Source organism: Streptomyces shenzhenensis (assembly GCF_021462265.1).
GTDB lineage: Bacteria > Actinomycetota > Actinomycetes > Streptomycetales > Streptomycetaceae > Streptomyces > Streptomyces shenzhenensis.
In genome coordinates this window covers 1-14,199 of the sequence record NZ_JAJONF010000049.1, presented here as the reverse complement: position 1 = coordinate 14,199, position 14,199 = coordinate 1, and the positions used below count along the sequence as shown (strand labels likewise).

The following is a 14,199-nucleotide window of genomic DNA, read 5'->3' as shown; positions in this document are numbered from 1 at the left end:
TGTGGGGCCTCGTCCCTACACGAGAACACCGGCTCAGCCAAGCTCCAGAACCCGTGCATCCTTGGATCCTCGGAATCCCAAGGGCAGGAGTGCTGGCATGGCCCAGATGCACCGACGTGAAAAACTCGTCGGCCAGATCACGGCGGAAGAGTGGAGGACCGGGCGACGGGCAGGGCTTCGCTCCTGGCTTTTGACCACCAAGAGCAGGGAAGTCGCGGAGCGCGCTTCCGAGCTGTATCAGGGAGAGGCGGCGTGTGCAGCTTCCGGTGGTGACCTTCATGTCCGGAAGCTCTACGCAGAAGGAATCGCGGTGATTGTCGCCAGTGTGGCCAATGTGAGGCACCGGCTGGCTCTGGAGAACGAACGGGGCCTCGTCCACGCCTGCGACGGTTCGAAGTCCTTTCCCCCGATGCCGGACGAGGGGAAGCCTTGCGGGTGCCCCGATGGCCCCTTTGAACGCAAGGCGGCTGCGCGGGCTGGGGCGGGGCCAAGGCCTGATGCCCGTGTGGTCTTCTGCCTAGCGGCAGCTCCGGGGCTGGGTGAGCTCTCGTTTCAGTCGTCGGCATGGCAGTTCTACGAATCATTGGAGTCGGTGTCTCACAAGGTGGAGCGAACTGGCGGGCCGGTGCAGATGGAGTTGGTCCTTCGAGAGCAGCGCTTGGCGACCAGGTCGGGGCTCGATGTCTCGTTTACGTATCCGGAGGTGCACTCCGTGCGACGTCTTCCGGTGACCCAAGCTGGTCTGCATCTGGCTGCCTGATGGAGAGAGGAGTGAGGTAGCAGGGTTTTGCCGTAATGGCAGCCGGTGGAACTTGTCCGTCCGGATGGTGCACCTGCCCGCCGTTGAGCTCATCAGATGTTCTGGCGTCCGTGTCGCATGCTGAACAGAACCCGGCGTACAGCCCGACTCGTCTGCCGCCACCTGCGGCTTTGCCTGGGAAAGGGCCTCTGATCTGCGTCGGAGGCCCTTTCCGATCTTTCAAGGGCTTGCCGCGTTACGCGGCGCAAAGAGTCCCTCGGAAATCCCTCGGACAGCGCTGAAAGTCCCTGAAAAGTCCCTGGAGCGGAGCGGCAAGCGAGGCTCCTGGCCTGGGCATTCGCGTCACCCACTGGAGCAGCACCCTGGGGTGGCAGAGCCTTGGGGCAGCCTTGGCCCGGTGGGGTTACGGCCTCGGAGTGGGCCGTCGTGTCGGCTCGCGCGGTTCATGCGGCGCAGGCGCACATTCCACCTCGTCCCGACGGAGGGGTCATATCCGTGGGCCGCGGCAGGCCCGTGTAGCTCAAACACGGGGTGCGGCCTCAGCCGTAGCTGGGGCCCGTCCAGCGCCGGACCTCGGCTCAGTCCGTGGTGTCGGCTTGCCTCGAACGGCTGGTCGGCGGAGTGAGGTCCAGGATCTCCGAACGCAGCTGCCCGCAGGCGGCGGCCGCCTCGCGTCCGGCGGAGAGGTGATGGGAGACGACCCAGCCCTCCAGACCGTGGGACAGCGCGGCGATGAAGTCTGCTTCCCTGGTGCTCGGGCGTAGGGGACTGCCGTGCACGGGGTTGATGCTGGAGAGCCGCAGCAGGACGAAGCGGCCCGCGTACGGGGCGAGCAGCTGTATGAGCGCGGCCTCGTCCGCCGGCCGGGTGTTGTGCTCGCACAGGACGTAGTTCAGTACCACCGGGCGTTGCTCGGCCACAGCGGCCCACAGCGGCAGGACGGCTGAGGGATCGTCCGCGTGAGGGATGATCACCTGGCGCTGGGTAGCGGTGGCGCCGTGCAGGGAGAACATGAAGCGGTCCGGTAACCAGGCGTTGACCCGTAGGAGTCTTCGAACCCACCCCTGTGGGGCAATGCTGGTCACCTTCACCTGCTTCGCCAGGTCGCGGTCCGTAATGGCTCTCGCGGCTGTAGCGACGTGGGTCCAGTTCGCCGCGGCATCGCCGACTCCGGCGAAGTCGACCCAGACGAGGGGCCCTTGGTGTGTTCGGACCGGTTCCGTCACCGCTTGAACCGCAGCCGTGATCTCCTCTGGGCGCAGATTCCGGACGAACGGCGTACGCGCGAAAGTGGTGGCGCAATGCGTACAGCCGTACCTGCATCCTGCCTGGGCGGACATGCACACCGAGTAGCCTCCGCGGTCGCCTTCCCAGAGCCGTACGGCCTCGAAGGTGGACCTGTCGGGTGTTCCGAAGACGTACTTCGTGCTCCTGCCTGGCGGCACGTTGAGGGTCGACAGGATCTCAACCGGGACTTCGACGCGTGACGTTTCATCCATTGTCATGCCCTTCCGTGAGGGGCCCGGCCGAGTTCGTGATAAGGCCGCGAGATTTCCTTTGTCTGTACCGCTTGGTTGCGTGGAGCGGCTAAACGAATGAGTGTTTCTGTTTAAATTGATTCGGAGTGTAGAATGTGATCGATGTCGGACTCAAATCACACCGGTGATATATCTATCTCGTCTCGGTGGGCTTCGGTCCTGGGATGACGTGATGGATGTCCGTCCCCAGGAGGTAAGAAGGCGGCTGGCCGGACCGCAACCAGGTCGGGACCAGCAGTTGCCATCGCGATGGTGCACGCGCCAGTGCCTGCACCTGGGTGCCGGGAGTGAGGGAGCACCGGGAGATGGCTCAGGGGCCGACGTACCCACTCTGGCGTGATCTTGCCGTCGTATCCATCGAGTTCCCGCTATGCTCGTTGGCAACGCGTTGATGGAGACGAGTAGCTTCGGGATCACGTGAGCCGAGAGAATTGCCGGCAGCTGGGAAGGCGATCTCACGCCCCGATGTGAAGACACTCCTGAGTGCGGGGAGGAACGGCCTTACGGTCCAATGCCCCGTCGGCCGGCCCCCGTCATCGGGCATGAATGAGGCCGCCGCTCTCCCTGAGCGGCGGTAAAGGCGCGGTGGCACCGCGAGTACCCTTCTCGTCCGCGCCCCCAAGGGATCATGACGACGCCCCTGGAGGGCTGCGATGATCCACACGACTAGCCGCGTGCTGGTGTCTGACCTGCGAGAACACATCGGGCAGACCGTATCCGTGTCGGGCTGGGTGAACACGCTCCGCCTGCAGAGCAAGATGCAGTTCGTTGTCGTCCGTGACCACACCGGGATGGTGCAGGTCACTCACAAACGCTCGGGTGAAGGCGACGAGGTCGAGGCCGCCCTGGAGCAACTGACCTCGGAGTCCGCGGTACGGATCACCGGCCGCGTGGTCGAGAACCCGATCGTGAAGCTCGGCGGCCTGGAAGTCGTTCCCGAGTCGGTCGAGATCCTGAACCGAGCTGAGACGCCCCTGCCCATCGACGAGCACACAGGCCTGGAGCATCGCCTCGACTGGCGGTTCCTGGACGTACGGCGCCGGCCTCAGGCGCGGCTGCTGTTCGCCGTGCAGACCACGCTGGAGCAGGGGATGCGCGAGTACGCCTACGCGCAGGGGTGCACCGAGATGCACACGCCGAAGCTGATGGGTACGGCGTCGGAGTCCGGAGCCGAGGTGTTCGAGCTCGGCTACTTCGACCGTTCCGCGTATCTGGCGCAGTCGCCACAGTTCTTCAAACAGATGGCCATCGCGGCCGGCATCGACAGGGTCTTCGAGATCGGACCCGTCTTCCGGGCCGAGCCGTCGTTCACGTCCCGGCACGCGACCGAGTTCACGGGAGTGGACGTCGAGCTCGCCTGGATCAACGGTGTCGAGGACGTGATGGCGTTCGAGGAGCGGATGCTCACGCACGCCATCACCAAGGTCGCCGAAGTGCACGGAGACGCGATCAGGGAAACCTTCGGCGTTGAGGTCGTGGTTCCGACGACGCCGTTCCCGCGCATCACGATGGCCGAGGCTCAGAAGGTCCTGCGGGCGAAGGGCTGGGACCCTGAAGGGATCAAGGAGGACCTGGACCCGGAGGGTGAGCGTGGCATTGCCTCCTACGTGAAGGAGGAGACCGGGCACGAGTGGGTGTTCATCACCCACTATCCGACGAGTATCCGGCCCTTCTACCACATGCGTCCGGCGGACAACCCCGGCCTGACACTCAGCTTCGACCTGCTGTGGAAGGGGCTGGAGGTCACGACCGGCGCCCAGCGAGAGCACCGCTACGACGTACTGCTCAAGCAGGCCGCGGAGAAGGGCATGAGTCCCGAGCCCATGCAGGACTACCTCAACTGCTTCCGCTACGGGTGCCCGCCCCACGGCGGTCTGGGGATGGGGCTCGGCCGCGTGCTGATGGTGCTGCTCGGACTCGACTCGCTGCGGGAAGCCACGTTCCTGTTCCGGGGGCCGAACCGGCTGACTCCGTAGAGACAGGGAGCTGACCCCGCGCCTCCGAGGCACGGGGCCAGCTCTGCTGTCAGTAGCGGACGTTGCGCAGGTCCAGCTTCCAGGCGTCTTCGGGGCGTCGGTCCCAGTAGGCGCGGAGCGCCAGCTCCCGGTCAGAGAAGCGGCCCTGATGGCACAGGCCTCCGTGGGCCAGAGTGACGCTCATGGCCATCGGGGATTCGGTGGTGACCCAGTGCGGGGTGAGCGCGTGGCTCCACAGCCGGTCGCCTGGGTCCATCCGCACGGACTGGCGTTCAGCCGGGTCGTGTTCCGGAGGCTCCTCTCCGGTCGTCTGACTCTGCACGGCGGCTTCGGCGCTGAGGTGCTCGTCGGGGTCGTTGTAGCTGTGGAAGGTCTTCGTGCCCTCGATCTGCCACACGAGTCCGTGCGAGTTGTCGTTGTGGTAGGTCGAGGACACGCCGGCCGTGGAGATGAAGAGGATGGGCGCGCACCGCTGCCAAGTGAATCCCCAACTGGACATCTGGGTCCGCCACGGGATCATGACGTGCTGCTGGAAGCCGCTCAGGAGTCCGTCGTAGAAGCGGACGAGGTTGAAGTGGACGAGGCGGAAGCTCCAGGTGACCACTTCGTCGATCGGGGCGGTGCGGAAGGCCGCCGTACGGTCCATGCGCACCGACCAGTCCTCGTCGCCGAGGACCGTGAACCGTACCTCTTCGTCCCTCCGGATGACGTCGAGGACGTCACGTGCGGGAGGGAAGGCGTAGCCGGCGTCGGTCAGATCCCCGCCGACGCGGAGGTTCGGGGGAATCCGCCACCGCTCGGTGAACTCCTCGGCTGTGGTGACGAGCGTCGTCATGGGCCTCTCACCAAGTCTCGTCGGCACGGCAGACGGCCGCGCACTCGGGCGTGATCCGATCCTGTGGATCGGCATCGAGGAACTGGGCGATCTCCGCCCGGGGCGCCTGGACGTTCACTCCTGTACCGCCGTACGGGCAGCGGCGGATGTCGCCGCCCGCGGACACGTACAGGGAGGCGGACGAACAAAGGGGGCGGTCCTGGGGACGGAGATGCATGGCCCGAAGCGCCGTCACGTATTCCAGGAACCGTGGCGTGAGGTGGAAGTAGCGGCCGAGGCGGTCGGAGTCGGCTTTCTGTTGGTCGAGGTAGCTGTGGAGGGTGTGACCGGCGCGCCGCCGACCGGCGTCATCGAGGGCGACGGGGCTGAGCTGGATCTCGACCCCTGCTGCGACGGTGAGTTGGGAGATGGCCTGACACTCCTGGTCGCTGAGCTTCCAGTACGTCAGGTGGAGGACCTGCCGTTGCGCGGGGACATGCCTCAGGGTCGTGATAGCTGAGGCCACGGACCGGGTTGTGAGGCCGAGTTCCATGGCGCCGGCAGAGTCGGCTGAGACGGTCACGTTCGTGAGCAGGTGGGCCAGGCCGGCCAGACGGCCCACGTCCTCGGTGTCGCGAGCGGAAGTGACCACGGACACTGGCAGTCCGAACTGGTGGGCGAGGCGCACAAGTGGGCGTAGCTCGGGGTGGTGTGCGGGTTCGCCTCCGGTGAGGCAGATTCCCTCGACGCCGATCTCCCTCAACCGGGACAGGGTCCGGGTGTAGGTGGCGAGGTTCAGGAACCCATGGGAGCGGTCGGCGCGGAAGCAGAACCCGCAGGCGATCCTGCAGTGGCCCGCGGTGCTGACCAGTGCGGTTCGATACCGCTTCCGAGGTGGCGTGACCCACGTCGCGGGGTGGGCGGCAACGGTGCTCATTGCAGCCCCGTACTGTCCCATACGGCGATCTCCACCGTGCTCTGGTAGAACGCGCACATCTGCGGATCCGGCCGGTCCCCTGCGATCAGAAGCTGTTCGTTGCGCGAGGGCCCGCCGCAGATCGCGAGAGCCGGGCACTCGCCACAGTCGGGGACCGGGGCGATCTCCTTGGCGATGCCGCCCAACAGCGCCGGGTCGGCACGTAACTCCTCAAGAGTGTGCAGGAAGGTCGGCTCGGTGAAGTTGATGTCGCACAGGCTGACGCGGCTGCCGGGCAGCAGGGCGGCGTTGAGCGTCCGGTCGCTCTGCATGTGGTCGAAGAGCATGGGGCGGCGCCGGTCGAGAGCCTGGAACGCCCGGTCGAGGACGGAGAACATCATCCCGCCTCGGCCGAGGGCCACCAGGCGCGCCTGGTACAACTCCTCAGCGAGTTCTCCGCCGTCGACAGTCCAGCGCCCGCCAGCCGGGATGGGCGTGTTGGCGTAGATGAACTTCAGACCGAGTTCGTCGATGATCCATTTGACGGTCTCGGCCAGGCGCCCGATGTTCGCGGGCGTGGGGGTGAGGTTGCAGCCCACGTGGATGCCGTCCGCACCGAGGAGTCGGCCGACGTTGCGCTGGATGCGGTCGTCGGCCGGCTGTCCGCCGAGCAGTCTTCGGTGCTCGGAGTTGACCGAGGGCGGCCCGTCGACGGATATCCCGACGCCGAAGCGGTAGCGGGAGAAGTGATCGATCATGGCGTCGGTGATCCGGGCGCCGTTCGTGACGACGGTGCGCCGTACGCGCCGTACGCCGTGTTGCTCGGCGAGGGCATCCGCGAGGTCGTCCCCGCGCTGCATCAGGTCGAACCGAGTCGTCGGCTCACCCCCGAACCACTGGATGGCCACCTCGTCCCGGCCGGCGTTGGTCTCGAAGAGGTAGGTCAGGCCGTCGGTGAGCTCTTGCTCTGTCATGTCCGGCTTGCCGGTGTTCGTCTTGACGAAGCAGTAACTGCACTTCATGTTGCAGGCGTCGGTGAGGACGACCCGGAGACCGCTGATCCGTGTGGGTAAAGGTTCCAGACCCAGTCTCTGAAGTCGGCTGCGGAGTGCTTCGCGCTGGTCGCGGTCGGGACCGTCCGGCGAGAAGCCGAGCTCGGCGAGAGCTGTGTGTGTCGCGGTCGGGGGAACCGCGGAGAGATCGATGACCTCCCCGCGGTCGAGGTACACGCTGTCCAGCGTGACCGGGTCGAGGAGGGCGACCTCGCCGTCCCGGTCGTACCGGATGTACTTCCCCCACAGAAGCTGTGAGGAGGCCACCGGTGTTACGCGGCTTCCTCTTCCAAGATGCCGCGCTCGGCCATCAGCTTGCGGACGAGTTCCTCCCCCGTGGCCTGCAGCTGTGCAGAGGCCTCCGGGGAGCCGCCGTCCGCCAGGACGATCACGCCCGGAAGGGTGGGGTTCGCGGCGATGATCGTGATGCCGGCGGGCTCGGTGCTGACCACCATGATGGCGTTCTCGACGGGCACCCAGTCCGTGTTGTCCTTCAACGCTTCCAGGATCTCGGCCTGCTTGGCCTGGAATGCGTCACGTTCGCCCATCCAGACCCCCGCCTTGCTCTTGGAGTCGACGACGTCGGCGTAGATCAGGTGATCGCCCTTGGTACGTCGGGGAGTCGGCATGACCCTCTCCTTTCCCGTGCTCGGTTTGTGTCGGTTTCGGTGATGTCAGTGCACAACGAGAGGTGTGCGGGAAGCAGCGTTCCGCGTCACTGGGCGGACAGCACATTTCGGGGGTGATATAACCCGGGAGATATGCGGTCCGTGCTGGCGGAGCGTAGAAGGGGCGCGCCCGTGCCTGGTGGTCGGCGCCCAGATGTCGCCAGCGGGTCCGCGTCGCTGGCGGAGGGCCCCGTAGCTGAGCTGACAGAAAACGCAAGGCGGAGCTGGACACGTCGACCCAGACGAATGGACAAGCATGCGAAGCCTCTGGGGGGAGAGGGTTTCTGTGGACGTGACGACACTTGCGGTCGCGCTCATCAGCGTCGGAGGGACGTTGGGCGGGACCTTGGGCGGGGCGGTGCTCAGCCAACGTGCAAGCCGGCCGAAGCAGCGGAGCAGAACCGGCGTGCCGATCGTGAGCGGGAGCAGGAGCGTGATGAGCGAGCGCTGCAGGCGAAGCGCGATCTCTATGCCCGTCTCAACACCACGGCCCGCGCTTACCGGATCGCCGCCCGGGACGCCGTCCTGGCGTCCGGACGCGGCGAAAGTGTCGATCCGGCGGTTCTCGACGCGGCCAAGGAGGCCTGGGCCGACCAGTACTCTCAGGCCCAGATGGCGCTGGGGAAGAGTGTCCTGGAGGTGGCCTCGACGCTCAACAGGTCGCTCGGTGTCGGGTACACAGCTGTGAAACAGCTGCCGGGCAGCCGAGACCTCGGCGAGGCGTACCAGCGGGCCAAGGAATGGTTCAGCGGTCCGCTGTCTGATGGTGTCTACCTGTTGAGGGTCACACTGCGCCATGACCTCGGTGTCGAGGTCGACTCCCATTTCGACCAGACCCGCACGCGGATCCTCGCTGCGCTCGACAGCGCGCGGGACAACCTTGACCGCCTACTTGCTGCAGAACGAGCACAGGCCGCAAGGTCCAGCTGACGGGCAGGGGGCTCAGTGAGCCGTTCCGGGGCCAGAAGAGGACTTGAGGCGCACTCCACCGGAGGTGACGAGGGCTCAGTGCGGTTGTAGGACATGGGCACGGGGCAGGTCCGTGCCATGCTCACCGGCCGCACCGGGCCGGTGCGGTCCGTGTTGTTCAGCACCGACGGCCGCATCCTCGCCTCCACTGGCAGTGACCGACCCGTACCTCTATGGGGGACACCAGCGTTCCCGAGCTTGGAGCGGCCGTCCGTACCGTTCGCCGGAACGTCGGCCGCGATCTCAGCCAGGACGAACGGGTGTGTGGGGCGTGCGCCTTCAGCCGCTTCCGAAAAGCCCCGGATCAGGCCGTACTCCAGGAGGCCGTTTCACTCCCGTCCACGAGCGTCGCGATCCGGTGTGAAAGCTGCTCTCCGGCCGCCCTGTCCCCTCGATCCGCGCGCCGAATGAAGGCGCCGAGTGTGTGCAGATCTCGCATCGCGCGCAGTACAGGCAGCCCATCCCATCGCCGGATGTCGTATCCATACCGAAGGCTGAATTCGTCAAGGTCCGCGGCAGTGCGCCCGAACCGAACCCCCTGGAAGGTGTTGGCCAGGTCGATCTCACGAGGGCCGAACGCAGCCTCGTCCCAGTCGCCGAGCCGCACGCCGTCACCACCCCAGAGGGTGTTTCCCGGATAGGCGTCGCCGTGGATGTGACCCTGGCCCAGAGGAAAGTCGAGCTTGCCGTAGCTGTCCAGAAGGTCCTCCCGCCGCGCGGCCAGCCACTCACGCTGGGGCGAGGACAGGTAGCAGCTCGACTCCACGGAGCTCTTGAACGAGGTGAGGGGCTGAAACCGGGGAAGCGGGATCGGTGGCGCCGGCAAGGAGTGGAGTTCACGTAGCAGGACGCCCAGAGAGCCGGCCGGTGGCCCGCTGCCTTCCGGCTGCGGGTAGTGGTGCCAGAACGTCACCGCGTGCGGATCGTAGACGAGCGGCTGGGGAAGATCCGCGGGCTCCGTCGCCGGGAAGCCGTTCGTGACAAGCCAGCGGGTCAGCGACACCGCTGTATCGAGACGTGGCCGTTGGGAGAGGGAGCTGACGCGTACGACGATGCCTTCGTCGGCAAGGAGGAACACGGACGTGGCGTGCTCGTGGAGTCGGGTCAGTGACTGGTCTGCCAGGCCTGACGCTCGGCAGGCCATGCGGGCGGCGGACTCGGCAGAGGCCGTCGTCGTCATGGGGCAAGGACCTTCGTTCGGGTGTCTATCGCCTGGTACCCGCGGGCCGCGTCGGCGAGTTCACGCGCGACGGGGCTCCGGGCGAACCGCGATTGCTCCAACAGCCTAGCCACTGACTGCACGGCGTCGCCGAGTTGCCAGATTCGTCGGTCCGCCGGGAGATCCAGGACGGGCCGAAGGTGCTCTCCGGCTCCCTCGATCTCACCTGCGGTGATCCGCGCTGTCGCGATGTCGAGGCGCGCCAAGGCCTCGTCACCGTACGACCGCTGCTCCGGAGGGCCGGCCTTGTAGAGCTCGATGGCCGTGGCCGCGTGCTGCTCGGCCAGTCGATGCTCACCAAGGAGCGCGAAGGTTCCGCCGATGTAGTAGTGCTGCTTCGCTTCGGGGAACGCGAGGAGGCCTCCGAACCGGGTCAGCGCGTCTGGAGCTCCATGCCGGTCCCGGGCCCGTTTCAGTTCCTCGATGGCGTCCATGGCAGTCCGGCGGTCGCCGATGCGAGCCGCCGCGCGCGCTTCGATCGCCGCTATCCGGATACGGGTTTCTCCACCGGGGGACAGCAGGGCCGCCTGCCGTGTGTAGTCGAGGGCTGTCTGCCGTCGCGACGACCACTCGGCGATCAGGGCGGCCGTGCCCTTCACCCAGGCTCGCAGGTCGTTGTGATCGGACTGTTCGGCGAGTGTCCAGGCTGTCTGTAACTGCGCGACGGCGGCGTCCTCGTCGCCGAGGTTCTGCGACGCGTGAGCGAGCAACAGGGAGCTGGTGCCGGCGAGCAGGAGCAGTTTTCTGGTCTGACCGAGAGGCTGGCGGCCGTTCAGCAGGCCGAAGAGGTGATCCCGTGTCGACACGAGGTCGGCGAAGATCCGGTGCAGCGGTGTGTGGACGTAGTCGCCGGCGATCCTGGCGAGGGTGGCCTCGATCCCTTCGAGTTCCACTTCACTGACGTTGCTCTTCGTGATGTCGTCGGCGAAGTGCAGGGACTGCGCGGCAGCCTGGGCCGCCCACTGGTTCAGGTCCGTGGGCTCGGTCACGGCGGGAGACACGTCGACGGGCGCCCATCCGACCTGTGCGGAGACGGAGACTTCGTACGTACCTTGGTCGCGAAAAGGCGGAGCCAGTAGAGCGTCCGGCGTTCCGATGCCTTCGAGGAACCGTGCGACCTTGTCGAGGTTCGTGAGACGGCGGCTACCGGCTTCGAGCATCGACAGAAAGCCCTGGCTCAGGCCGGCCATGGACGCCATGTCTTCCTGCCGAAGACCGGCTCTCTCCCGGATGAGTCGACTTGCACGGCCGAAGTCCCATGCCGCGATGGCGGTCTGGATGTCGCGGTCGGTCCACACCGCGTCCGGGATGCTGCGGACTGGTTGCGGTTTCCACCCCTTGGTACGGGCGCATACCGCGCACCGTTCGTCGAGGTTGTACTGGCTCAACCGGCATCCGCAGCCGGCGCATGTGCGAGGTTTCCTCGACATCGCGCCCCCGTTCCTCGTCTGCGGACGGCAGCGTACGTGCGGGCGCTCGCGGGTGGGTATCACGCCGGTGATACCCCAGCTGGTGGGCGGCGGGGTGTGCTCAGAGGCCGGAGCGGGTCAGTGTCGTGATCGCTTCCAGAAGTCGCGGAACGTCTTCGAGGCTGTCGAGTACGACGTCGGCTCCGGCCGTCGCCAGATCGACGGCGGAGGTCTTACCGGACGCGACCGCGATCACGGGTGCTCCGCCTTCGAGGCCAGTGCGGACGTCTTCGAGGGAGTCGCCGATGATGACCGTGTTGGAGCGGGAGAAGCGTGTGCCGTACTTGGCGTGAGCACGTTTCTGGGCGACGGCTACGAGACTCGGGCGGTGGTCGTTGTCGGACGAGTACCCCCCGATCTCCGTGTCCAGGAAGCCTGTGAGGCCGAACGCCTGGAGCTTCAGAAGGGCGTTGGGCTTGAGGTTTCCCGTGACGACCGTCGGTGCGTATCCCGGTTGGGCCTGCACGTTCTTGAGGGCGGGGACGGCTCCGGGCAGGAGGACACCTTGTTGGCGAAGGTCTTCCGTGTGTGCGGCGAGGCGTTGGGGGAGGAGTTCCACCATGCGCGGCAACAGGTGCGGGACCTCTGCCTCGGGGACGCCGTTGTCCGTCAGCAGGGACCGGATCGCCAGGGGCATGGTGACGCCGGTACCTCTTGCCGGGAGGCGCTCCGCGGGGCGACCGACGATCTCGGCGAAGGTCTCCCGGTAGACCTGCCTGTCGATGTCGCCGACGTACAACAGGGTGCGGTCGATGTCCCACAGGACGAGGATCCGAGGTGTGGCGGTCAAATTCGGCTCCCTGTTGCCGGCATGGCGGCGTGTCGCTCCAGTACGTCCTGAGCGTACGGGCTGTGGGCGACCTGACGGAGTCCGTGGATCATGTCCGCGACGTGGCTGTCGAGCCGGGCCGACCGGAGCTTCGCGGCCAGGTCGAGGACCTCGTGCGCCGCGGCGGCCCCGGCTTCTACGTCGCCTTGCTCGACGTGGGCGGTGGCGGCACGCGAGAGGAACAGGCCCCGGGTGCGGTGGTCCGCCGGGTTGAGTGCCTGCCGTGCCTTGGTGAAGCTGGCGGCGGCGCTGCTCGGGTCGCCGAGGTCGAGGTGGCAGCTGCCCGTCTGGCCGTGGATCTCGCCCTCGTTGACCCAGTACAACCAGTGCGGGTCGTGTTCGGAGCGGCCCTGGGCGCAGAGTTCGGCCGCTCGTCCGAGTGCGGTGAGGGCGGCTTGGCGTTCGCCGAGTTTGGCGTGCCCGCGGGCCTGCCGCGTCAGGAGCATGGCTTCGAGTGCCGGTGTGCCGAGGTGCCTGACCCTCTCCCGGGCCCGCTGGGCCGCGGCCACGGCGTGGTGCGGGGACCCGGTGGAGTAGCCGTGGATGGCTATGTAGGACAGGGCGCCGGCGCCCAGCCGTACGTCCTGCGAGGCTTTCGCCGCGCGCAGGGCCGCGTACAGGTAGCTGAGGGGACGGTCCCGGTCGCCGGAGTCGAAGACGAACCAGCCGGTCTGCGTGGCGGTGTCGGCGATGATCGCCGCGAGGCGGCGTCCGGTCTCCTCGTCGTACGAGGTCTCCTCCAGCAGGTGCTTGAGGAACTGGAGGTGGCTGTTCCCCAGAGCGGTGAGGGTTCCGCTGCCGTCGCTCGCGTCCATGGTGCGGAGACTGTCGGTGGTGCGTTGCAGGGCGTCCAGCAGGTCGCCGGTGAGCTGGCTTCCCTCTGCCGCTCTGGTGAGGGGTTCGGCTTCGGCGGTGTCCCAGGCGTTGACGAAGGTGGTGAGGGCGATGCCGCTCGCGGTGAGGAATCGTCGACGGTTCATCGAGCTGCCTCCTACCGCGCTGTTCAGTGCCTCCACCATACGGGCCGAGGTCCAGGGGAGGCTCGGATCGGCGTCGCCGGCGAACGGGGCCTGGGGCGCTTGCTGGGCTGGGCCGTGAGCATGCGGGAGAGGAAGGGCGACTAACTCGGCTGGTACGCCGAGGCCCGTCAGGAACTCGATGATCTTGTCGATGTTGGTGAGCCGTCTGTTGCCCGACTCCAGCATGGACAGGAAGGACTGGCTCATGCCGGTGAGCTGGGCCATGTCCTCCTGGCGAAGGCCGCTTCGGAGTCGGATGAGGCGGCTGGCCCGGCTGAAATCCCAGTCGCCAAGCGCACTTCGGACTTCCGTGTCCGTCCAGACGTGTTCCGGGATGAACGGCATGAAATGAGCTTGCCTGGGTTGCGAGCGGGCACAGGCGGCGCACACGGAATCCGAGTTGTACTGGCTCAGGGAGCAGCCGCATCGATCACAACGCCGTTGCGCCTGGCGAGGCACCCTTCCCTCCCCCGAGCGAGATGTGCGGTTCCCCGGACTTCCTGTCCCGAAGCCGGAATCACCTTAGTGATATCACCTTCGGCATGTGCGTAATCTCCGTTCAGTGAACAGTCTTGGGGGCCAGCCCGCGTTCCGGTGACAGAAGTCGCCCGGTCAAGCGGCTCAGTCGGTCCCTTCGGACGCACAGGAGTCTCCCGATGATGTTCGCTTCAGGTCGAGTTGGCGTTGCTTCTGAACACTTCCTGTCGCGGAGGTCGTCGGGTCCCGCGGAGCCGTCGTGGCTGTTTCCGCCCGGCCCGCGGAACACGTGCACCCGCGCGTCCGCGCTCCTTCACTGGCTGTCCCTGACGCGGTCCGCTGGCGTACGGAGCGTCGAGGTCCGGCATGGCGGTTAGTGTCTCGGCCGTCGTCGTGCTGGGGTTCATCACGTTCCTGCTCGTCAAAAAGAGCGGATTGAAGGCGGGCCACGCGGTCGTCTGCGCGCTGTTCGGTTTCTACCTCGCCGACTCCT

At 66.7% G+C, this 14,199-nt stretch carries 12 protein-coding genes and 1 pseudogene; 3 read left to right on the top strand and 10 right to left on the bottom strand.

The features are described from left to right. The first annotated feature begins 97 nt into the window (after positions 1–97). A complete protein-coding gene (locus LQ326_RS39000) occupies positions 98–760 on the top strand; it encodes a recombination directionality factor (RefSeq protein WP_234543815.1) in 663 nt (220 codons plus the stop codon). 578 nt (positions 761–1,338) lie between these two features. Here LQ326_RS39000 and LQ326_RS38995 read toward each other — a convergent pair. After that, the gene (locus LQ326_RS38995; protein WP_234543814.1) at positions 1,339–1,773 is read right to left on the bottom strand and encodes a hypothetical protein; all 435 of its coding nucleotides are present in this window, start codon (positions 1,771–1,773) and stop codon (positions 1,339–1,341) included. A 1,178-nt stretch (positions 1,774–2,951) separates the two neighbouring features. Here LQ326_RS38995 and aspS point away from each other — a divergent pair. Further along, entirely contained in the window at positions 2,952–4,274 is a 1,323-nt protein-coding gene (aspS, locus tag LQ326_RS38990) for an aspartate--tRNA(Asn) ligase (protein ID WP_234543813.1), read from the top strand. A gap of 49 nt (positions 4,275–4,323) precedes the next feature. Here the strand turns inward: aspS and LQ326_RS38985 are convergent, their stop codons facing one another. The 5 genes and pseudogenes from LQ326_RS38985 to LQ326_RS48930 all read right to left on the bottom strand — a co-directional run. After that, entirely contained in the window at positions 4,324–5,109 is a 786-nt protein-coding gene (locus tag LQ326_RS38985) for a hypothetical protein (protein WP_234543812.1), read from the bottom strand. A 7-nt stretch (positions 5,110–5,116) separates the two neighbouring features. Next, positions 5,117–6,025, bottom strand: coding sequence for a radical SAM protein (locus LQ326_RS38980; protein ID WP_234543811.1), 909 nt, complete (start codon positions 6,023–6,025; stop codon positions 5,117–5,119). Beyond that, a complete protein-coding gene (locus tag LQ326_RS38975) occupies positions 6,022–7,323 on the bottom strand; it encodes a radical SAM protein (protein WP_234543810.1) in 1,302 nt (433 codons plus the stop codon). The genes LQ326_RS38980 and LQ326_RS38975 overlap by 4 nt, the downstream gene beginning before the upstream one ends. A gap of 5 nt (positions 7,324–7,328) precedes the next feature. Continuing rightward, positions 7,329–7,685 (bottom strand): hypothetical protein, encoded by a 357-nt coding sequence (locus LQ326_RS38970; RefSeq protein ID WP_234543809.1) that lies wholly within the window; start codon positions 7,683–7,685, stop codon positions 7,329–7,331. Positions 7,686–7,857: 172 nt separating this feature from the next. Continuing rightward, positions 7,858–7,982, bottom strand: a pseudogene (locus LQ326_RS48930) (IS5/IS1182 family transposase); the annotation flags it as partial. Between LQ326_RS48930 and LQ326_RS38965 the strand changes: the two are divergent. Then, on the top strand, positions 7,971–8,654 hold the full coding sequence (locus LQ326_RS38965; RefSeq protein WP_234543808.1) for a hypothetical protein: 684 nt from the start codon (positions 7,971–7,973) through the stop codon (positions 8,652–8,654). The pseudogene LQ326_RS48930 and the gene LQ326_RS38965 overlap by 12 nt on opposite strands. Before the next feature lie 343 nt (positions 8,655–8,997). Here the strand turns inward: LQ326_RS38965 and LQ326_RS38960 are convergent, their stop codons facing one another. From LQ326_RS38960 to LQ326_RS38945, 4 genes are all read right to left on the bottom strand, one after another. Continuing rightward, complete coding sequence (locus LQ326_RS38960) at positions 8,998–9,873, bottom strand: phosphotransferase family protein (RefSeq protein ID WP_234543807.1); 876 nt, start codon at positions 9,871–9,873, stop codon at positions 8,998–9,000. Further along, a complete protein-coding gene (locus LQ326_RS38955; protein ID WP_234543806.1) occupies positions 9,870–11,300 on the bottom strand; it encodes a helix-turn-helix domain-containing protein in 1,431 nt (476 codons plus the stop codon). The genes LQ326_RS38960 and LQ326_RS38955 overlap by 4 nt, the downstream gene beginning before the upstream one ends. A gap of 142 nt (positions 11,301–11,442) precedes the next feature. After that, complete coding sequence (locus tag LQ326_RS38950) at positions 11,443–12,171, bottom strand: HAD family hydrolase (RefSeq protein WP_234543805.1); 729 nt, start codon at positions 12,169–12,171, stop codon at positions 11,443–11,445. Continuing rightward, positions 12,168–13,574 carry a helix-turn-helix domain-containing protein gene (locus tag LQ326_RS38945; protein WP_268208143.1) on the bottom strand — a complete coding sequence of 469 codons (1,407 nt, stop codon included), beginning with the start codon at positions 13,572–13,574 and terminating at the stop codon, positions 12,168–12,170. The genes LQ326_RS38950 and LQ326_RS38945 overlap by 4 nt, the downstream gene beginning before the upstream one ends. Positions 13,575–14,199 lie beyond the last annotated feature (625 nt).